This window comes from Pseudarthrobacter phenanthrenivorans Sphe3 (assembly GCF_000189535.1).
In the GTDB taxonomy this organism is placed as follows: Bacteria; Actinomycetota; Actinomycetes; order Actinomycetales; family Micrococcaceae; genus Arthrobacter; species Arthrobacter phenanthrenivorans.
The window spans coordinates 2,505,423-2,523,683 of record NC_015145.1; the positions used below are offsets into that span (position 1 = coordinate 2,505,423).

The window sequence follows — 18,261 nt, forward strand, 5'->3', positions numbered from 1 at the left end:
GGGCCGTTTCCGTGGTGGGGGGACCGTTGACCTGCCGTTACATCCGGCGGGTCATACCTCGGCGCCGAGCCGCTGGCTGATCACCGTGGAGACGCCGTCTCCGCGCATGGTTACCCCGTAGAGCGCGTCCGCAACTTCCATGGTGCGTTTCTGGTGGGTGATGACAATGAGCTGGCTGGATTCACGCAGCTCCTCGAAGATGGTGATGAGCCGGCCCAGGTTGGTGTCGTCAAGGGCAGCCTCCACCTCGTCCATGACGTAGAACGGCGAGGGCCGTGCCTTGAAGATTGCCACCAGCAGCGCCACGGCGGTCAGCGAGCGTTCTCCTCCGGACAGGAGCGAAAGCCGCTTGATCTTCTTCCCGGCGGGGCGGGCCTCCACCTCGATGCCGGTAGTGAGCATGTCCGCCGGATCGGTGAGGACCAGCCTCCCTTCCCCGCCGGGGAACAGCCGCTCGAACACCCGGACGAACTGGGCCTGGGTGTCCTCGAAGGCCTCCGTGAAGACGCGCTGAACGCGGTCATCCACTTCCTTGATGATGTCCAGGAGGTCCTTCCTGCTGGCCTTGAGGTCCTCGAGCTGGGTGCTCAGGAACTGGTGGCGTTCTTCAAGCGCCGCGAATTCCTCCAGCGCCAGCGGGTTGACCCGGCCCAGGCTGGCCAGGTCCCGTTCCGCCTTGCGCAGCCGTTTCTCCTGTTCTTCCCTGACGTACGGCTTTCCTTCGACGATGTCAGCCCCGGTGTTGTCCACCGGCGCGCGCAGGGCCGCCCACTTGTCCCCACTGTCCCCGGCAGGCACGGGAACGGGAACATCCGGGCCGAACTCGGCCACCAGGGCATCCGGTGTTATGCCCAACTCGTCGATGGACCGGCCCTCCAGCGCTTCGATCCGCGCCTGCTGCTGTGCCCGGGCGAGTTCGTCACGGTGGACGTTGTCGGTGAGGTCCGCAAGTTCCCGGGCCAGCAACTCGTTGGCGGTCCGGATTTCGGCGAGCGCCTGGTCGCGCTTCTCGCGGTTCTCTTCGGCAAGATCGCGTTCGTGGCGTGCCAGGTCTACGGACTGGTCCACGTACTGCAGTGACAGGCCGACGGCAGCCGAGACGGCGGCTGCCCGCCGCGCCTGGCTGCGGCGTACGCGGGCACGTTCAGCCGCTTCCTCGCGCGCCCTGCGTTCTGCTGCCGCTGCCCGTTCCAGCGACGCGGCACGGTTGCGGGTTGCCGAGAGCTGTTCTTCGGCGCTGCGCAGTGACAGCCGTGCCTCCACCTCTGCGGAACGCGCGTTGGCTGCGGCGCTGGCCAATGCGTCGCGGTGTTCCGTCGAGGGCTCCTGCTCCAGCGGCGCCTCCTGCGCCGCCGCCAACCGGGCGGCCACCGCAGCGAGGGCCTCCTGCTCCGCCACCACGTTGTCCTCTGCCCTGGCGAGGGAGGCTGCCAGGCGTTCGCTCTCGCCGACGGCGCTGCGGAGCACGGAATTCAGGTGGCCGAGCCGTTCGGCCACGGCAGCGAGCCTGGCGTCCGATTCATGCAGCCGGTCCAGGGCGGCGTCGGCCTGCTCCTGCACTTCGCCCCGCCTCGCTTCTGCGCCGGCCAGGGCGAACCTGTTCCGGTCCAGACCTGCCGTGACCGCGGCAAGCTGGCTCTCGGCGTCGTCCACTGCGGCCTGCACCTCAAGGAGCGAAGGCGCCTTGGCGGATCCGCCCGTGACCGACAGTGCCGTGAAGACATCACCGGCAGCGGTGACGGCGGTCAGCTCCGGATGTTCGGCCACCAGGGCGGACGCGGCCTGGATGTCGGGGACGACGGCGGCGCCGGCCAGGAGGCGGGCCACCAGCTGGGCGGCCGGGCCATCGCAGCTGACGAGGTCCCTGGCCCACAGCGCGCCCTTCGGCAGATCCATCCCAGCGCCTGCAAGCCCATCCCCGGCGGGCACTGATGCGAGGAGCAACGCGGCCCGGCCGGCGTCGTCATCCTTGAGCAGCTGGAGCACGGCGGCGGCAGTCGCCGCGTCCTTCACCAGGACGGCTTCGGAAGCTTCGCCCAGTGCCGCGGCAACAGCGGTTTCCCAGCCCGATTCGACTGTCAGGCCTGACGCGAGGGTGCCCTGGACTCCGTCCAGATGTGACTGCAGGGCGTGCCTGGCCCCGTTCTTTCGCTCGAGGCCCAGCTTCAGGGCATCCCGCCGCGCCACCAATGCGTCACGTTTGCGGATTCCCTCGCTGACGGCGGCTTGAAGCCCGGCGATCTCCTCGAGCACCGTATCCAGCGCTTCGCTGGCGGCCTCGTAGTCGGCGTCGAGGCTTTCCTCGCCCTCCTCCACTCCGGCCACCTGGTTCTCCAGTGCCGTGAATTCGGCCTGGGCACGGGCCCTTCGCTCGGTGCCGGCGGCCAGGGATTCCCGGAGCCTTCCCAGTTCGGCCTGGGCCGATTCCACCCGGGACCTTGCCGCTGCCACCTGCCCGGCAAGCTTGGCCAGACCTTCGCGCCGGTCCGCTGCGGCCCTCAGTTCGGCTGTCAGCCTCTTGTCCTCTGCGAGCGCAGCCCGCTCCGCCTCGGCCTTCCGGGCACTCGCCCCCGCCAGGGCTTCCCGACGTTCAAGGATGCTGCGCTCAAGTTCGGCAAGTTCTTCCCGGACCCTGGCTGCCTGCCGCTCCAGCTGTTCGGGGTCCCGCCCTGAGGGTGGTGCTTCCGCTGAACCGAGGAGGCGGCCGCGTTCCTGGGCCAGCGATCCCAGGGAACGCAACCGTTCCCTGGTGGCCGACAGGCGGTACCAGGTGTCCCTTGCCGCGTTCAGCTGGGGGGTAGCCTCGGCTGCCAGCTGCTCCAGGGCGGCCTGCTCCCGCCGGCCCGCTTCCAGCTGCTGGCCTGCCTGGGTACGCCGTTCCTTCAAGGCAGCCTCGTCCGCCACATCCTGTTCCAGGGCCAGCTGGAGCTGGACGAGGTCATCGGCCAGCAGGCGTGCGCGGGCGTCGCGGACGTCGAACTGGACCCGCTGGGCGCGGCGCGCCACTTCGGCCTGTTTGCCCAATGGCGTGAGCTGGCGCCGGATCTCCCCCGTCAGGTCTGTCAGGCGCTGCAGGTTGGCCTGCATGGCCTCCAGCTTGCGTACGGTCCGTTCCTTGCGGCGGCGGTGCTTCAGGATGCCGGCAGCTTCCTCGATGAAGCCCCGGCGGTCCTCCGGGGTGGCGTGCAGGACACGGTCCAGCTGGCCTTGGCCCACGATGACGTGCATCTCCCGGCCCAGGCCCGAATCGGAGAGGAGTTCCTGGATGTCCAGCAGCCGGCAGCCGGCACCGTTGATTGCGTATTCGGAGCCGCCGGTGCGGAACAGGGTCCGGGAAATGGTGACTTCGCTGTACTCGATGGGCAGGGCGCCGTCAGAGTTGTCAATGGTCAGCGAGACGTGGGCCCTGCCGAGCGGCGGGCGGCCGGACGTGCCGGCGAAGATGACGTCCTCCATCTTGCCGCCACGAAGCGTCTTGGCGCCCTGCTCCCCCATGACCCAGGCGAGGGCATCCACGACGTTGGACTTCCCGGAGCCGTTGGGACCAACAACGGCAGTGACGCCCGGCTCGAAGTTGAAGGTAGTGGCGGACGCGAATGACTTGAACCCCCGGACGGTCAGGCTTTTGAGGTGCAAGGCTTCTTGGATCTCCTGAGTTGCTGCTGCGGCTGCTTCGCTGTCCTCAATCTACTGGGTGGCAGCGCAAACTCCGGGATTCCCGCGGTTTTTCCCTGTCCCGGGCATCAGCGCACTACGGCCGGGGACCACGCATGCTCGATAAGGAGCTGTGGGACTGCCCCCGCGCTGGTGGCCAGCGACCAGACGTCGCTGTCCTGGCCTGAGTCATCCCTGGGCATGCCGTAAACCACCGTGCTGTTGTCCAGCCATTCAATCTGGTCATCCACGTTGCGCTGCTCACCCAGCACTGTCACGGTTCCCGTGGCAAGTTCGAGTACCGCAGCGTTGCGGTGGCCAACAAGGGTGCCGGAGGTGCTCTTCTTGAAGGCTATCCGCGTGCCATCGGGCGATATGGAGGGGCATTCGACGCCGGACGCCACCACGGTGAGCGTCCGTTCATCCAGGCTCCCCCGCACCAGCCAGATGTTGCCCTGCGAGGATGCCGTGGCATAGAAATCCGCCGGCTGTCCGGGGACAAAAGTAACGCCCCAGATGTTCCGGTCCGTTGCCTTGATCCGGGTCCCGCCGGACAGGAGTGCGAAGTCCTCCAGGTTCCCGTAATCGGTGCCGTCCATTCCACGCACACTGGTCTCCGTGGAAAAGCCCGTGGAAGCGTAGGAGTGGCCGGAGACGAAGACTGTGGTGGCAACCAGCGAACTGTCAGGACTGATGCGGGTCCTGCTGGGAATCCCGCCAGGGGCCAGGACCCGGCCGGCTCCAGGTCGGGACCGAGGGCAACGGCCTCGAAGGACGTGGGCATCCCGGTGTTGGCGGCCAGGCAACTGACCAGTTGCCTGGTGGCATAAACGCGGTCGCAGGATCTCCCGGTGAGGGCGCGCTCACCGGCGGGGGCGGCGAGTTTCACCGTGGCCGCCTGCCCATAGCCCTGCCCGGGTGCAGTATTCCGGAACATCAGGAAGGGCTCTGCGGGGAGCGCATCGGCGGTGACGACCTGGACGGCAGAGGCCGCTTCCTGGCCTGACTTTGCTTCCTGGAACGACCAGACGGCGTAAACTCCCGCAGCGGCCAGCGTAAGCATCACTACTGACAGCAAGGCCACCAGCCGCCCTTTTCTTCCTGCCGGGCTGCCGGCAGGCGTGGCTTCAGGCTCTGCTTCCTGCACCAAATGTCCCATCACGCCGCCGCTTTCCTGATGACATCCCTCAGGATCACCGTGGCCGCGCCCAGTGCGGCTGCCAGGAGCACGGCTACGCAGGCCGCAGCAGCTCCCGGGCCGATCGCGTACCAGAGCACTCCGAAGCCCGCCGCCGCTGCCATCCTGCTGAGTGCGACAACCGTTTGTGCCGTTCCAAGCGCTGTACCCAGCCGTTCGATGGGCGCCAGCTGGCTCACCAGGGCAGCCAGGACCCCGTCCGTCGCCGCATAAAACACGCCCAGGAGCAACAGGCAGCCCACCGTCGCGGCAGTCCCGCCCACAGGAAGGGCGGCGAGCAGGTAACAGACTGCGAGGGCAACATGGCCGGCAAGGAACACCTGCACCCGGCCGAACCGGTCCGCCAGGCGCCCCAGTGGAACAGCAAAAATCAGGAAGGCCACGTTGGTGCCCACATACAGAAGGGGGAACCACTGGACGGCAAAAGCCTCCCTGCTCTGCAGCAGGAGATAGACGAAACCGTCACCGATGGTCAGCACGCCCAGCAGTGCGGCCGCGAGCATCAAACGGGAAAGACCCTGGTCCTTCAGCTGGGACCATCTCAGCTGGGACCAGCGGAAGACGGGCTTCGGCTTTGACTGCTGCGGGGCTTTAGTGGTGCGGCCGGGAACCACCAGGAACAAAACCGCGACGCCAATCACCGCGAAAGCCAGTGACACCACAAAGACTGTCCCGAAGCCGTTGGGGATCAGGAGCAGGATGAGGAAGGCAATCAGGGGGCCCGCAGCGGCGCCGATGTTATCCAGCATCCTGTGGACGCCGAACGAGCGGGCAAGGTACTGGGGCTGGGCAGCAGCCGAAATCATGGTGTCCCTGGGGGCGGTGCGGATGCCCTTACCGATCCTGTCGCCGGTAACGATGGCTGCTATGGACCAGAATCCGCCGGCAAAGAGGAATCCGATCCTCGCCACCATCGAGAGGCCATAACCGGCCATCGCTACCCGCTTCGGATGCCCGGTCCGGTCCGACACCCAGCCTGCCCCGATGCGGACGATGGCGCTGGCACCCTGGTTGATCCCGTCGATGATGCCAAAAGCTATGGTGGAAAGTCCCAGGAACCCGGTGACGTAGAGCGGCAGTATGGCCGCAACGGATTCGGAGGAGATGTCCGTGGCCATGCTGACGATGCCGAGCCAGATGATGACAGGCGAGAGCCGGAACGCCGTCACGGCTCCACTGCCCGTGTCAGCCTGGTCCTTTTGGCCGCCTTTGCGGTCCGACATGGAAATATACAAGTGCCCCCGGTCCTCCCTGCTGCCACGAAGGATGCGCGGTCCAGGACCACTCACCACTGCGTGGTCAAAGTCTTGCAGCCAGGACCACACGGGGGAACCGCAAAACCCGCAGACTTTGCTGTGGTTCTTACCAGCGGCCGTTCCGTGGGCGGGGCTGGCAAACCGGGCAGGTGTGCGAGGAACGGTTCATGAACTGATCGCGCCGGATGGTGGCGTGGATTCCCGCTGCGGCGCAGCGTTTGCACGGCTGGCCTTCCCGGCCGTAGGCGTTGAGGGAGCGGTCGAAGTACCCCGAGGCTCCATTGACATTCACGTAGAGGGAATCGAAGCTGGTTCCGCCGGCGGCCAGCGCGTCGAGCATGACCTCCCGGGCGCTGTCCACTACCCTTTCCGCTTCTGACCGGCGGAGGGTGTCGGTGGGCCGGGCGAAATGCAGGCGGGCCCGCCACAAAGCCTCGTCTGCGTAAATGTTCCCGATGCCTGAAACCAGCCCCTGATCCAGCAGCGCCCGTTTCAGGCCGGTCTTTCGTTTACGGAGGCGGCGGTAGAAGAGCTCGAATGAGAACGCCGGGTCCAGTGGGTCCCGGGCGATATGGGACGCTTCCTCCGCTATCAGGGGAAGCTGCGACTCGGCGAGGCCGCCCGGGCCGCCGTCGTCCGTGGGAACCAGCGACGTGACGAAGAGCCCACCGAAGATCCGCTGGTCCACGAACCGCAACTGCTCGGGCATCCCCTCACGGGGGCTGAGCCGGAAACGGACCTTGAGGTGCTTTTCGTCCGGAACGCCGCGGTCCTGCATGAGGAGTTGGCCGCTCATCCCCAGGTGGGCCATAAGCGCCACTTCCGGCCGGCCGATGCTCCCTTGCCCCTCCGCTGCAGCAGCAGGATGGACGAGCGGCATCCAGAGGAACTTGCCCCGCCGCACGATGTCGGCAACTGTTGCGCCTTCCAGGTTTCCAGTGAAATCCTCCGCGCCCAGTGCATGCCTGCGGATGGACCGGGGATCGAGGACCTCCACCGCCTCGATGGTCCGGCCACGGACCCAGCTCACCAGGCCGCGGCGGACTACTTCAACCTCGGGAAGTTCGGGCACGGCGCTACGTGGCCGGGACGGAACCGGCAGGCTTGCCCGGCCTGCCAGCGGCGTTGTTGCCGGAAAGCACCCGCCAGGCGTCCGCGGCAGCTTCCTGCTCTGCTTCCTTCTTGGAGTGTCCGGAACCCTTGCCGTAAGCGGTCCCACCCACGTGGAGGACAGCGGTGAACGTCCGCGCATGGTCCGGCCCCGTACCATCCACCGCATAGTGGATGGTACCCAGCTGGCGGCTGGCGGCCAGTTCCTGGATGCTGGTCTTCCAGTCTGTTCCGGCACCGAGTGCGGCCGCATCCTTCAGCAGGGGCCCGATCAACCGCATCACCAGCTGGCGGGCTGTCTCGATGTCGTTGGACACATAGGTTGCGCCAATCAGGGCTTCCATGGTGTCCGCCAGAATGGAGGCCTTGTTCTTGCCTTGAGTGAGCTTTTCGCCCTGCCCGAGGTAAATATATTCCCCGATCCCGAGACTGCGTCCAATGCCGGCCAGAGCCCGGGTGCTGACGACGGCGGAGCGCCGCTTTGCCAGGTCCCCTTCAGGAAGATCCGGGTTGTCGCGGTACAGCGCATCCGTTACGGAGAACCCCAGGATGGAGTCACCCAGGAATTCCAGGCGCTCGTTGGTGGGTATGCCGCCGTTTTCGTAGGCGTAGGAACGGTGTGTGAGCGCAAGACGAAGCGTCCCGGCGTCAATAAAGACACCGAGACGCTTCAGAAGCTCTTCAGTTGAAGACATCATGTCAGCCTGAGGGGCCGATTAGACGTCCGCGACCTTGCGTCCCTTGTACTCAAGGAACAGCGCAGTGCCGGCCGAGTCGGTGACGACCTTTGCCTGGTGCGGCAGGCTGTAGGTGACCTGGCCGTTCTCTACGGTCTTCACCAGGTGGGGGGCGGTCGCCTTCCACTGGGAGCGGCGGGCGCGGGTATTCGAGCGAGACATTTTCCGCTTGGGAACAGCCACGGCTAACTCATTTCTCTCTAGACAAACACGTACACATCAATTTTGCCGGTCAGGCTTAGCCATATCAGCTAGGGCAGCCCAGCGAGGATCCAAGACCTCGTGGTGGTGCCCCGGCTCGTCTTCCAGGCGAACTCCGCATTCGGAGCAAAGGCCCTGGCAGTCTTCCCGGCACACCGGCTGGAACGGCAGCGCGGTCACCACTGCGTCCCGCAACACCGGTTCAAGATCGATTACATCGTGCTCGACTCGACGTTGCTCTTCATCATCTTCTTCGTCCGACAGCTGAACGCCCTCGTAGAAGAAAAGTTCTTGCACATTGACCTCGAGGTCATACGCAAGGGGATCCAGGCATCGGCCGCATTCACCGGTTACTTCGGTGACCACGGTTCCTGATACCAGAATTCCTTCGTGTACGGCCTCAAGCCTCAGATCCAGCTCGATATCCGAGCCTTCCTGAACACCAATGAGCGCCACACCAAGGTCACTTGGTGCGGGTACATGTTCCGTCAGCGTCCGCATGCTTCCCGGGCTGCGCCCGAGGTCCTTGACGTCGAACGCCAAGGGCGAACCAGCATCTCGTTTAATGAGAACTCCTGTTGAACATATGACCGACGTACCATCTTAGCCTGAAGAATCACAGGGACTCAAACCGGCCGGCGGGAAACGCCGAAGTACCGGACCAGCCTACCCGTTCTGCGCCTGATGCGCCGCAGGCTCGCCCGTACTCATGCGCCGCAGTACAGACCTAGGCACATACTCGGACACGTTGCCGCCCAGGCCGGCCACCTCTTTGATGAGGGTGGAGGACAAGTGCACGTAGTGCGCTTCGGCCGGCAGGAAGACCGTTTCCACCCCGCTCAGCTGCCGGTTCATTGTTGCCATGGGCAGCTCGTAGTCAAAATCGGACGAGGACCTCAGGCCCTTGACGATTGCTGAGACCCCCCGGTGCCGGCAGTACTCGGCCAAAAGGCCTTCGCCGACAGGTTCCACCACGATGCCCTTGAGCGAAGCGAGCGTTTCCCTGGCCATGTCCAGGCGGTCGGCCAGGCTGAACCTGTATTTCTTGGCCTGGTTCGTGGAGACGGCCACAATGACCTCATCGAAGAGGCTTGCGGCGCGGGCTATGACCTCGAGATGGCCGTTGTGGATGGGGTCGAAGGATCCGGGGCAGACAGCTCGTCTCATGCTCCGAACCTACCCCATGGGAATGCCGGGATACCATGACTGGATGCATCCACCACGGGAACTTTCCACCCCCCTGGCCCCCGCCCCCTGGCAGCGCACGGCACTCGGCGCGAACCTCCTGGCACCCGACGGAGGGCTCGGCGTCACCATCTTCGAGGAAATGACCACGCTGGCAGTCCGGACCGGTGCCATCAACCTGGGCCAGGGGTTCCCGGACGAGGATGGGCCGCTGGAAGTCCGGGAAGCTGCGCGGGCTGCGATTGCCGCCGGCGCCAACCAGTACGCGCCCGGGAAGGGCATCCCTGAACTGCGGGAAGCTGTGTCCGCCCACCAGCAGCGTTTTTATGGGATGATGCCCAACCCCGAGACAGAGGTAATCGTCACCACGGGCGCGACAGAAGCGATCGCCGCCTCACTTCTGGCTTTTGCCGGTCCTGGCGACGAGGTGCTCACCCTGGAACCCTTCTACGACTCCTACGGAGCGGTGATCGGGCTCTCCGGGGCAACCCACGTCACCGCCCCGCTGCTGGCTCCGGACTTCATGCCGGACATGGCTGCGCTTGAGGCGGCGTTTACGGAGCGGACAAAGGTGGTGCTCCTGAACAACCCCCACAACCCCACCGGCGCAGTCTTCCCCCGGGAGGTGCTGCAACGGATAGTGGACCTGGCAGCCAGGCACAACAGCATCATCATCACCGATGAGGTGTATGAGCACCTCACGTTCGGCGTCCGGCACGTCCCGGTGGCCTCACTGCCCGGCGCTGCGGACAGGACAGTGACCATCTCGTCAGCCGGCAAGACGTTCTCCCTGACCGGCTGGAAGATCGGGTGGCTGACCGGCCCCGAAGAACTGGTCGCCGCCGCCCGGACGGTCAAGCAGTTCCTCACCTACAGCTCGGGCACCCCGTTCCAGTCAGCAATAGCTGCCGGCCTGGCCCTCCCGGATTCCTTCTATGAAGGCATCGCTGCATCGCTGCGGCAGAAACGCGACATCCTCAGCGATGGGTTGCGCGCCGCAGGTTTCGGCGTCTTCTCACCCCAGGGCACGTACTTCATCAATGTGGACACAGCACCCCTGGGCATCAGCGATTCGGTTGATTTGGCACGGAAACTCCCCGCCCTTGTGGGGGTGGCGGCAATCCCCGTACCTGTTTTCTGCCACCCGGAGGGAGCCCAACGCACCCGCAGCCTCCTGCGTTTCGCCTTCTGCAAGAAGACCGCGGTCCTGGAAGAGGCGGCGGACCGCCTGTCTTCCCTCAGCGGCAGGCTGTGACGACCGGCGGGCGGGACGGCCGCGCAACGAGGTTCCTCCGTACTACCGGGCAGCACGCCTCGATTGAACCGGACCCCTTCACCGGAGGCAGCTACGTCCTCAGCATCGGAGGAGCGGAGCAGTCCCACGTGAACCTCGCCCAGCCGGAGGAGATCTTCTACGAGTACCTGCGCCGCATCGGGCACCTGGTGGATCTGGCCGCCCCAGCCGGGACTCCGGTCACCGCGCTTCACTTGGGCGCCGGAGCACTGACGCTGGCCCGCTACATCCAGGCGACGAGGCCCGGATCTGTGCAGTATGCCGTGGAGCTGGAGCGCGAGCTGCTTGATTTCGTCCTGCGGCAGCTCCCCCTGCCCGAGGGGACGGATCTGCAGACAGTCATCGGTGACGCACGGGAATCCCTTTCCCGGCTCGACCCCGCACTCCTCTTCGACGTTGTCATCCTGGACATCTTCTCGGGGCCGGACGCTCCGGCACACCTGGCCTGCAGCGCCTTTTACCGGGAAGTCCGGGAGCGGCTGAGCCCCAGCGGGCTGCTCATCGTCAATGTGGGAGATGAGCCGGGGCTGACGCTGGTCCGGAGCCAGGTGGCGGCCATGCGGGCGGCGATGCCGGACGTGGCCGCCGTGGCAGAGGCGGGCATGTTCGAGGGCCGCTACCCCGGCAACATCGTCCTCGCCGGTACCCAGGTACCGTGGCCCCAGGACTGGACTGCTGAGCTGACTGCCCGCGGGCCGCACCCGGCACGGGTGGCCACCGGTGTCGATCTTGACCCCTTGGCGGGGTAATCCGCCCGCGATCCACCCGAGGCAGTAAATCCCTGGTCCGCGGCGGTTACTGCTGCGCCGGGTCCACTGCCTCGGACAAGTCCTCGCTGTCGATGGCATCCGGCACGAACGGCTCAGCGAACCAGAGGCGTGTCTCCCCGTACTTTTTCTCCGCAAACCGGGTCAAGGCGTCCGGCCACCTGGGCTCGGGTGAACGGGAGGACCGCTCCACCACCACCACCGCCGCCTGGGACAGGTGCGGGGCGAGCTTCTCGAGCGCAGCCTGCAGGGCCACCTCCTCGAGCGGGTACGGCGGGTCCAGGAATACGAGGTCCCACATGGCTGCGGCCGGGGCGCGGTCCAGGAAGGGTTCCACCTTGGAGCGGTGGACGGTCACGGCCTTGCGGCCCAGGACGCCGTTGACGAGGTCGGCGTTGCGCTGGCATACAGCACTTGCCTTGGCGTCCGACTCAACCAGGTCAACTGCCTGCGCCCCCCTGCTGCCGCTTTCCACCCCCAGGGAACCGGAACCGGCGTAGAGGTCCAGCACCCGGGACCCGGCAATGACATTGAAGGCATCCAGGCGGGAAAAGAGTGCTTCCTTCACGCGGTCAGTGGTGGGCCTGGTGAGGGAACCCGGAACGGTGGTCAAGGGGGTGCCGCCGGCGGCACCTGCAATGATCCGGCTCATCCAACACTCCTGTCTCTGCAGCCAGGATTTCCGGCTTGCACCATGCTAGCCGCGTTCAAGGAACGCTTCCTTCTCCGGGTTGAGGTAGTTCTCGATCGCGTCGGCGAGCTCCGGGTTTGCCGAGAGGTCCGGATCCCCGCCCACGATCTGCTGTGCATCTTCCCGTGCCCTGGCAATCACATCCCCATGCTCAAGGACCCGCAGCAGCTTCAAGGTTGACCGTCCTCCGGACTGGGAAGCGCCCAGAATGTCGCCCTCACGCCGCAGTTTCAGGTCCTCCTCGGACAGCGCAAACCCGTCGGTGGTCGCCGCGACCGCTTCGAGCCGGCGCCTGCTGGGATGCCCAGGCTCAAGGGCGGTAACCAGCAGGCAGGTGCCGGGCAACCCGCCCCTGCCCACCCGTCCGCGCAGCTGGTGCAACTGCGAGATCCCGAACCTGTCGGCATCAAGGATGACCATCAGCGTTGCGTTGTGAACGTCCACCCCCACCTCTATCACGGTGGTGGAAACAAGCAGCTTGATCCGGTTCGCCGCGAAATCCTCCATGACACCGAACTTCATGTCCGGCTCCTGCCGCCCATGGAGTGGAGCCAAGGGAACCCCGGACAGGGCCGGCTCCTCGAGGAGGTGTTCAACGACGCCCGTCACGGACGCAAGTTCGCGGCCGCTGTCATCGTCGGCATCCGCAGCGGCAGGCGCCGCCTCTCCCGGACTGAAGTCGCCGTCGTCGTCCGTTCCAATCCTGGGGCAGACGACGTACACCTGGTGCCCCGCGTCGATCTCCTCACGGGCGCGCGCCCAAATCCGGCGCACCCAGCCGGGGTTCTCCGCGAGGCCTACCAGGTGCGTGGCAATAGGCGCCCTTCCAGCGGGCAGTTCGTCCAGGACAGACGTTTCAAGGTCGCCGAACACGGTCATGGCCACGGTGCGCGGGATGGGCGTTGCGGTCATGACCAGCAGATGCGGGGGCTTGCGGGCCTTGGCGCGGAGGGCGTCGCGCTGCTCGACGCCAAAACGGTGCTGCTCGTCCACCACAATCAGCCCCAGGTCATAGAAAGAGACGTTGTCGCTGAGCAGGGCATGGGTTCCGATAACGATGCCGGCCGTTCCTGAGGCGGCATCCAGGAGCGCCTGCTTGCGTGCCGCCGTGGGCATGGACCCGGTGAGCAACGTGACCTGGACCGAAGCGCCGTCCATTCCACCCAGCAGGCCGTCGCCGGACAAGGGCCCCAGGGTTCGCCGGATCGATTCGAAATGCTGGGCAGCAAGGACTTCCGTGGGAGCCAGGAGGGCTGCCTGCCCGCCTGCATCCACCACCTGGAGCATTGCCCGGAGCGCCACCACGGTCTTGCCGGATCCCACCTCACCCTGCAGCAGCCTGTTCATGGGGACGTCGCGGGCGAGTTCGGCGCGCAGGGTTTCCCCGACGGCGGCCTGCCCGGCCGTGAGCGTGAAGGGGAGGCTGCGATCGAAACCCGCCAGGAGCCCGTCAGGTATGGGGCGGCGCGCGGTTGCTTCCTCGGAGGCCAACTGGGCGCGCCGGCGTGCGAGGGCAGACTGCAGCACCAGGGCTTCCTGGTACCGGAAGCGGCGGCGTGCCTGCTGCCAGTCGCTGGCAGATTCCGGCTCGTGGATCAGGCGGTATGCGTCGGCGACCGGCATGAACTTCTCACGCAGGGCTATGGATGCCGGCACGGGGTCCGGCAACGATTCGAGGTCCATCGTTGCGAGCAGCGTTGAGATTGCCTTTTGGATTCTCCAGCTGGGAAGCTTGGCGGTCGCCGGATAAACAGGGATGGGCATGGCCGCGATTTTCTCCGGGTCGCGGCCATCCTCGCTGAACGGGTCATCGTCCAGCAACTGGTACTCCGGGTTGGTAAGGCCCAGCGTCCCCTTGAAGGATGTGACCTTGCCGGAAAAGAGTGCCCGGCGGCCAGGCAGCAGCTCTGCCTGGGCCTTGTAGCCGTTGAAGAAGCTGATTTTGAGCGTACCGGGCGCTTTGCCGCGATAGTCCGTACCGCCAACCAGCCGAAGGCCTTGCTTCCCGTCGTCGTCGGAAACCACGACGTCGGTGATGGTGCCGCGCCGTGCCTGCATTCGGCGTGTGTTGCTTGAGAGCACCCTCGCGATGAGGGTGACGTCCTCGTCCCGGGGAATCTCAGTGATGGGCGTCAGCTCCCCGCGGTTCATGTAGCGGCGCGGGAAATAGTTCAGCAGCCCCTCAACGGTGGTGATGCCCAGGTGCTTTTCAATGACTGCGGCGGAACGCTTGCCAATCCTGCGTTCCAGCGCCAGGTCCAGCTCAGCGCTCATGCCCGCTGGAGTTGACTGCATCCGCTGCCGGGTCCCGGGGCGGCGCCAGTTCGCTGATACTGATGTTGGCCGGCTCGCCCAGTGACTGGATGACTGCCACCGCCGGATCCGCGGCCGGAACGTGGACGTGGACGCGCCACCGGTAGTTTCCGTCGGCGTCGGGGCCGCTTCCAACCTGGCTCATGATCACTGATTCGCCGATTTCATCCAGGCGCTGGCGGAGGGTGGCCGCGTTGAGGGGGGAAAGGCTGATGGTGCACATTACTTCCACGCCGTCGTCGTCCGGCATGGCAGTGTGGATGTGGGGATCGGAAACGTCGTAGCCATGCAGGCCGTCAAGCAGTTCGCTTTGGAGTTCTTCCCCCAGGATGGCGGAACGCAGGCAGTCAAGGATAAGCAGCATGCCCACCCCGCCTGCGTCCACCACGTGCGCGTGGGTCAGGGCATCCAGCTGGTCCTCCGTGTGGATGACCGCGGCGAGGGCCGCTTCCACCGCTGCATCCAGGGCGAGGCCGAGCGCGTGGTTGCTGTCGTCACCGTTCTGTCCGGCGTCCACCGCTGCCGCAGCCCGGGCCGCGGCTTCCATCACGGAGAGCATGGTTCCGGGCACGGGGTCGCTGAGCGCCGACCACGCGCGGATCTGTGCCCGGTTCAGGGCAGCTGCGAGCAGCGTGGAGGTCAGGCGGGTATGCCCGGCGAGCGGCTCCGCTGCTGCACACAGGAACACGGAGAAGAGTGTCCCGGAGTTACCGCGCGCCTCTTCCATTGCGGCCTGTCCGGCGGTGGCAAGGACTGCACCCACATCCACCTGGACGGGCTTGTCAGCATCTCCTGCCAGGGACCGGGCGGCAGCACGCACGGTGACGTAGAGGTTGGTGCCGGTGTCGCCGTCCGCCACCGGAAAGATGTTAATGGCATTCAGGCGGTCGCTGTGGTTGCCGAGCGCGGTCTCCGCCTTGCCCAACCACCTCTTCATCGCTTGCGCGTTAGCGGCAACCTTAGTGTGCAAAGTGATCCCATCCTCCGGTATCCGCAGACCGGCCCGCAATTCTGACGTCCGGGCCTTCATCGTTGCCCAGTGCTTGTATCGAGCCTATCGCAGTGAATCCGGGAGGCAGCGGCGCTTCCGCCGGGAATGTGGCCAGCAGCCCGTGGTCCTCCCCGCCGCCGAGGACCCATTCGCCGGGGTCTGCCCCCAGCAATTCCGCGGCCGGCCGGAGCCTGTCCGCCAGCCGGGCCAGCTGTTCCGGGTCGAGATCGACGGCCACGCTGCTGGCAACCGCCAGCCGCCGCCCGTCGCGCACCATTCCATCTGAAACATCCAGCATCGCGGTGGCGCCGGCGGCCCTGGCGGCAGGACCGGCTGACAACGGCGGCCGTGGGCGGCACTGCAGATCGAGGTACACCCGTTGTTCCGGGCTGATGCGGTCCACCGGCACCTCCGATTCAAGCAGTGCGAGGCCCGCAGCGGCGTGGCCTGCCGTACCCGCCAAGGCAAGGACGTCCCCCGGGCGTGCGCCGGAGCGGAGAACTGCCTGGCCGCCGTCGAGCGTTCCGAGGATGGCCACGGAGACGGAAATTTCCCGCCCGCGCCCCAAATCGCCTCCGGCAACCGAACAGCTGGCGGCGCCAAGCTCCCGAATGGCGCACGTGAGCCCGTCCGCCAAATCCTCCACCCAGGCGACGGGGGTCGCGGGGGGAAGGGTGAGGCTGACCACCAGGGACGTGGCGGTGGCACCCATGGCATTGATGTCGCTGAGGTTCTGGGCCGCCGCCTTCCAGCCGACATCAAAGCCGGTTGTCCGGTACCCGTTGGGCCAGTGGAGCCTGAAGTCCTGGTCCTGGACCTGGGTGTCGATGCTGATGACCGTCTTGCCGTCAGGTGCGGACACTACGGCAGCGTCGTCCCCCGGACCCAAGAGGGTGGCCCGAGTGTGGCCGGCGTCCATGGCCAGCCGGGGGAATATCCGCGCCAGCAGCTCCCCTTCCGACAGGGCGGAAACCGTGGGTTGCTGCCCTGCGGCATCCAACGCGCCGCAGCGGCGCTGTTCAGAGGGGCGCTGTTCAGAGGGGCGCTGCCCGGAGTGGCTGTGTTCGTGGGGAGACAGTGGGGTCATGGGCTTTTCAGGCACGCCACTACGCTATCGCGCGGGCCTGACATTCTTGGCAGCGTGGGAAGCATCCGGGTGACCAGGCAATCCCCGGTACGGCGATAGGCTGGAGGAATGCACCGTCCCAAGCTTTTCCTGTCCGCCCGCGTTGCCAGGCTGGCACTGACCGGGACAGTTCTGGCCATCCCGCTGACCTCCTGCTCCCCTGTGGTGGACGTGCCTGCCGCGGCGGACGCGGCCAATCCGGCGTGCGCACCCATGATGCTGGCGCTGCCGGATGCAATCGGGGATTCCCGGCTCCGCAAGACGAACAGCCAGGCCACCGCTGCCTGGGGCGACCCGTCCCTGGTAATCCTGCGCTGCGGCGTGAACGTGCCCGGGCCCACCACGGACCGGTGTGTGACCGTCAACGGCATCGACTGGGTGATCAAGGAAGGCGACCCGGTATGGACGTTGACGACGTACGGGCGCGAACCGGCCAGCGAGATCCTCATGGATCCCAACAAGATCAGTTCCGCCACCGTACTCGCAGACCTGGCCGCGGCGGCCGGCAAAATTCCGGCCGCCAGGAACTGCGTGGGCCAGGAGGACCTGCAGAACCTCCCGCCAAGCCAATAGCGGGCGGCGATGAGCTCAGCGCAGCCCGGTCTTGCGGTTCAGCGCCAGGTAGATCAGCTCGTCGATCAGGTCGGCGTAGTCCAGCCCTGAGGCGGCCCACATCTGCGGATACATGCTCTTGGGGGTAAATCCGGGCATGGTGTTGATCTCATTGATGATCAGTTCGCCGGCAGGAGTGTAGAAGAAATCCACCCGGCTCAGGCCCTCGGCGCCCACAGCATCAAAGGCTGCTGCGGCGAGTTCCCGCACCCTGGCGATGGCTTCCTCGGGGATGTCGGCAGGGCAGCTGAGGGCCGCGGCGCCGTCCTCCACGTACTTTGCGTTGAAGTCATAGAACTCGTGGGTTCCGCCCGCCACGGAAATCTCGCCGGGCATGGAGGTCCGCGGGGCGTCGGTCCCCCTGCCCTCCAGCACGGCGCATTCGATTTCCCGGCCGGTGATGCCCGCCTCGATCACGAGTTTGAGGTCGTGCCTGCGGGCTTCCTCGATGGCTGCATCGAGTTCGGCCATGGACTCCACTTTGGAAATCCCCATGGACGATCCTGCCCGTGCAGGCTTCACGAAGACCGGAAATCCTAGCCGGTCCACCTGTTTCCGAACCGACTCCGGGTCTTTCCGCCACTGCCTGTCCGTGACGGCGACGTAGGGGCCAACCTGCAGGCCGGCAGACTCGAAGACGACCTTCATGAAGTGCTTGTCCATGCCAACTGCCGAGGCCAGGACGCCAGCGCCCACATACCTGGTGTCGGACAGTTCCAGGAGTCCCTGGATGGTTCCGTCCTCGCCGAACGGCCCGTGAAGCAGCGGGAACACCACGTCCACGGTGCCGAGTTCCTGCGGGACCTCGTTCGGGGCGGCGACGATCAGCTGGTGCTCGCCCCCGATTTCGGCAAGGGTCACGGATTTGGCCGATGGCGCAACCTCCGGCAGCGACGTCGCGGCGAGGGACCACTGTGCGGTGTCAGCGGAGACCAGGACCCACTGGCCCGACTTGGCAATCCCAATGGGAATCACCTCGTACTTGTCCTTGTTGATGGCGCCCAGGACGCCGGCCGCCGTTACACAGCTCACTGCATGCTCGCTGGATCGGCCGCCAAAAAGTACAGCCACGCGGGGCTTTGCCCGGTTCACGGACTCCCCTGCGGCCAGCTTGTCATGGGACATC

At 66.1% G+C, this 18,261-nt stretch carries 16 protein-coding genes; 3 read left to right on the top strand and 13 right to left on the bottom strand.

The features are described 5' to 3' along the window. Nucleotides 1-51: 51 nt before the first annotated feature. The 8 genes from smc to coaD form a co-directional block, all read right to left on the bottom strand. Nucleotides 52-3,636 (bottom strand): chromosome segregation protein SMC, encoded by a 3,585-nt coding sequence (smc, locus tag ASPHE3_RS11665; RefSeq protein ID WP_013601412.1) that lies wholly within the window; start codon nucleotides 3,634-3,636, stop codon nucleotides 52-54. A gap of 107 nt (nucleotides 3,637-3,743) precedes the next feature. Continuing rightward, complete coding sequence (locus ASPHE3_RS22890) at nucleotides 3,744-4,253, bottom strand: TolB-like translocation protein (protein WP_322786471.1); 510 nt, start codon at nucleotides 4,251-4,253, stop codon at nucleotides 3,744-3,746. A 559-nt stretch (nucleotides 4,254-4,812) separates the two neighbouring features. Next, nucleotides 4,813-6,087, bottom strand: a complete 1,275-nt coding sequence (locus ASPHE3_RS11675) for an MFS transporter (RefSeq protein WP_013601413.1) — start codon at nucleotides 6,085-6,087, stop codon at nucleotides 4,813-4,815. A gap of 127 nt (nucleotides 6,088-6,214) precedes the next feature. After that, nucleotides 6,215-7,180 carry a bifunctional DNA-formamidopyrimidine glycosylase/DNA-(apurinic or apyrimidinic site) lyase gene (gene mutM / locus ASPHE3_RS11680; RefSeq protein WP_013601414.1) on the bottom strand — a complete coding sequence of 322 codons (966 nt, stop codon included), beginning with the start codon at nucleotides 7,178-7,180 and terminating at the stop codon, nucleotides 6,215-6,217. Nucleotides 7,181-7,184: 4 nt separating this feature from the next. Continuing rightward, nucleotides 7,185-7,913: a ribonuclease III gene (gene rnc, locus ASPHE3_RS11685; RefSeq protein ID WP_013601415.1), complete on the bottom strand. Its 729-nt coding sequence runs from the start codon at nucleotides 7,911-7,913 to the stop codon at nucleotides 7,185-7,187. A gap of 21 nt (nucleotides 7,914-7,934) precedes the next feature. Further along, nucleotides 7,935-8,138: a 50S ribosomal protein L32 gene (gene rpmF, locus ASPHE3_RS11690; RefSeq protein WP_009356569.1), complete on the bottom strand. Its 204-nt coding sequence runs from the start codon at nucleotides 8,136-8,138 to the stop codon at nucleotides 7,935-7,937. Nucleotides 8,139-8,174: 36 nt separating this feature from the next. Continuing rightward, nucleotides 8,175-8,699 (bottom strand): YceD family protein, encoded by a 525-nt coding sequence (locus ASPHE3_RS21520; protein ID WP_013601416.1) that lies wholly within the window; start codon nucleotides 8,697-8,699, stop codon nucleotides 8,175-8,177. Between the two features lie 123 nt (nucleotides 8,700-8,822). Beyond that, a complete protein-coding gene (gene coaD / locus ASPHE3_RS11705) occupies nucleotides 8,823-9,323 on the bottom strand; it encodes a pantetheine-phosphate adenylyltransferase (protein ID WP_013601417.1) in 501 nt (166 codons plus the stop codon). Nucleotides 9,324-9,366: 43 nt separating this feature from the next. On the opposite strand from coaD, the gene ASPHE3_RS11710 reads away from it, so the two are divergent. Beyond that, nucleotides 9,367-10,596 (top strand): aminotransferase class I/II-fold pyridoxal phosphate-dependent enzyme, encoded by a 1,230-nt coding sequence (locus tag ASPHE3_RS11710; RefSeq protein WP_013601418.1) that lies wholly within the window; start codon nucleotides 9,367-9,369, stop codon nucleotides 10,594-10,596. Next, nucleotides 10,593-11,384, top strand: a complete 792-nt coding sequence (locus ASPHE3_RS11715) for a spermidine synthase (protein ID WP_013601419.1) — start codon at nucleotides 10,593-10,595, stop codon at nucleotides 11,382-11,384. Before ASPHE3_RS11710 ends, ASPHE3_RS11715 begins: the two co-directional genes overlap by 4 nt. 46 nt (nucleotides 11,385-11,430) lie before the next feature. Here the strand turns inward: ASPHE3_RS11715 and rsmD are convergent, their stop codons facing one another. The 4 genes from rsmD to thiL are packed head-to-tail and all read right to left on the bottom strand — an operon-like array spanning nucleotide 11,431 to nucleotide 16,397. Beyond that, nucleotides 11,431-12,054: a 16S rRNA (guanine(966)-N(2))-methyltransferase RsmD gene (gene rsmD / locus ASPHE3_RS11720; protein ID WP_013601420.1), complete on the bottom strand. Its 624-nt coding sequence runs from the start codon at nucleotides 12,052-12,054 to the stop codon at nucleotides 11,431-11,433. A 45-nt stretch (nucleotides 12,055-12,099) separates the two neighbouring features. Continuing rightward, nucleotides 12,100-14,367, bottom strand: a complete 2,268-nt coding sequence (locus ASPHE3_RS11725) for an ATP-dependent DNA helicase RecG (RefSeq protein ID WP_013601421.1) — start codon at nucleotides 14,365-14,367, stop codon at nucleotides 12,100-12,102. Then, on the bottom strand, nucleotides 14,357-15,343 hold the full coding sequence (locus ASPHE3_RS11730) for a DAK2 domain-containing protein (protein WP_041652133.1): 987 nt from the start codon (nucleotides 15,341-15,343) through the stop codon (nucleotides 14,357-14,359). Before ASPHE3_RS11730 ends, ASPHE3_RS11725 begins: the two co-directional genes overlap by 11 nt. Nucleotides 15,344-15,365: 22 nt before the next feature. After that, complete coding sequence (thiL, locus tag ASPHE3_RS11735) at nucleotides 15,366-16,397, bottom strand: thiamine-phosphate kinase (RefSeq protein ID WP_013601423.1); 1,032 nt, start codon at nucleotides 16,395-16,397, stop codon at nucleotides 15,366-15,368. Between the two features lie 195 nt (nucleotides 16,398-16,592). Between thiL and ASPHE3_RS11740 the strand changes: the two genes are divergently transcribed. Continuing rightward, complete coding sequence (locus tag ASPHE3_RS11740) at nucleotides 16,593-17,096, top strand: DUF3515 family protein (protein ID WP_013601424.1); 504 nt, start codon at nucleotides 16,593-16,595, stop codon at nucleotides 17,094-17,096. 15 nt (nucleotides 17,097-17,111) lie between these two features. Here ASPHE3_RS11740 and ASPHE3_RS11745 read toward each other — a convergent pair whose 3' ends face one another. Beyond that, nucleotides 17,112-18,260 carry a D-alanine--D-alanine ligase family protein gene (locus tag ASPHE3_RS11745; RefSeq protein ID WP_013601425.1) on the bottom strand — a complete coding sequence of 383 codons (1,149 nt, stop codon included), beginning with the start codon at nucleotides 18,258-18,260 and terminating at the stop codon, nucleotides 17,112-17,114. Nucleotide 18,261 lies beyond the last annotated feature (1 nt).

Excerpts from the sequence above, each read along its gene's own strand:
- ASPHE3_RS11710 (WP_013601418.1), top strand. The coding sequence starts at position 9,367 with ATGCATCCACCACGGGAACTTTCCACCCCCCTGGCCCCCGCCCCCTGG.
- ASPHE3_RS11725 (WP_013601421.1), bottom strand. The coding sequence starts at position 14,367 with ATGAGCGCTGAGCTGGACCTGGCGCTGGAACGCAGGATTGGCAAGCGT.
- coaD (WP_013601417.1), bottom strand. The coding sequence starts at position 9,323 with ATGAGACGAGCTGTCTGCCCCGGATCCTTCGACCCCATCCACAACGGC.
- rnc (WP_013601415.1), bottom strand. The coding sequence starts at position 7,913 with ATGTCTTCAACTGAAGAGCTTCTGAAGCGTCTCGGTGTCTTTATTGAC.
- rsmD (WP_013601420.1), bottom strand. The coding sequence starts at position 12,054 with ATGAGCCGGATCATTGCAGGTGCCGCCGGCGGCACCCCCTTGACCACC.
- ASPHE3_RS11745 (WP_013601425.1), bottom strand. The coding sequence starts at position 18,260 with ATGTCCCATGACAAGCTGGCCGCAGGGGAGTCCGTGAACCGGGCAAAG.
- ASPHE3_RS11740 (WP_013601424.1), top strand. The coding sequence starts at position 16,593 with ATGCACCGTCCCAAGCTTTTCCTGTCCGCCCGCGTTGCCAGGCTGGCA.
- ASPHE3_RS22890 (WP_322786471.1), bottom strand. The coding sequence starts at position 4,253 with ATGGACGGCACCGATTACGGGAACCTGGAGGACTTCGCACTCCTGTCC.
- ASPHE3_RS11730 (WP_041652133.1), bottom strand. The coding sequence starts at position 15,343 with ATGAAGAGGTGGTTGGGCAAGGCGGAGACCGCGCTCGGCAACCACAGC.